The sequence below is a fragment of the Candidatus Pelagibacter communis genome (assembly GCF_001179925.1).
GTDB lineage: Bacteria > Pseudomonadota > Alphaproteobacteria > Pelagibacterales > Pelagibacteraceae > Pelagibacter > Pelagibacter ubique_E.
The window spans coordinates 1-923 of the sequence record NZ_CVSF01000024.1 but is presented as its reverse complement, the minus strand read 5'-3'; the positions used below and the strand labels follow the sequence as shown (position 1 = coordinate 923).

Genomic DNA, 923 nt, shown 5'->3' with positions numbered 1-923 from the left:
CATGGGAAATCTTCAGGTGAATTCATTAAAGGAAATATTAGTAAATGGAGTAAAGAAACAAAATTATTAATTGAAAAAATTGTCAGAAAAAATAATTTTATATTAGTAGGATCAAGTATGGGAGCTTGGATAGCACTTAATCAGTTTAAAATTTTCCAGAAACAAATCAAAGGTTTTTTAGGTATAGGCTCAGCCCCTGAATTTTTAGAAAAATTGATGTGGAGGAAATTTACAAAAAAAATGAAAAAAGAAATTTCCTCAAAGGGAATTATAAATCTTAAACATGGCCAATATGAATATCCAATCTCACTTCAATTAATTAAAGATGGTAGAAAAAATAAAGTTTTAAATAAAAATTTTAATCAGGTTTTAAAAGTAACTATGGTACATGGTGAGAAAGATGAGTCAGTGCCTGTTAATTACTCAAGAATGATTTTAAGAATGTTTAAAAAAGCAAAAAAAAAACTAGTTATAATTAAAAAAGGTGATCATAGCCTTTCATCAAAAAAATGGCTTAAAATTTTAATTCGAGAATTAAATATGATTATTTAACTTACTTCTTTTATCGTTTTCTTAAACGTTATTGGATTATCAAGCTTATCTAACATTTCTTTAGGACACACTTGAATAAAATTTTTTAATTGATTATCAAAATCTTTTAATATTTTATTAGATAATTTTGAGTCTGTATTTTTCGCGTGATCTATTAATAAGTTTTTTAAATTGTCTATCCAAAATTCTGTCTCTACTTGTTGCCAGACAACAGACTCTGGATTTACTTTCTTTATAAAATTTTTTGAAATATCATAAACAAATGCCATACCACCAGTCATCCCTGCTGCAAAATTATCTCCTACTTCTCCCAAAATTACAGCTATTCCTCCTGTCATATATTCACAACCATTAGAATCGCATCCTTCAAC

Annotated in this window: 2 protein-coding genes; one reads left to right on the top strand and one right to left on the bottom strand. The window is 26.8% G+C overall.

Features of this window, described 5'->3' with window-relative positions:
• Positions 1 to 552: alpha/beta hydrolase (locus AMN70_RS01740; RefSeq protein WP_075501295.1), on the top strand; the 552-nt coding region annotated here is incomplete at its 5' end.
• Here AMN70_RS01740 and AMN70_RS01735 read toward each other — a convergent pair.
• Positions 549 to 923 (bottom strand): GltB/FmdC/FwdC-like GXGXG domain-containing protein (locus AMN70_RS01735; protein ID WP_143323400.1); only part of this gene is annotated, 375 nt, incomplete at its 5' end. The two genes, AMN70_RS01740 and AMN70_RS01735, sit on opposite strands and share 4 nt — an antisense overlap.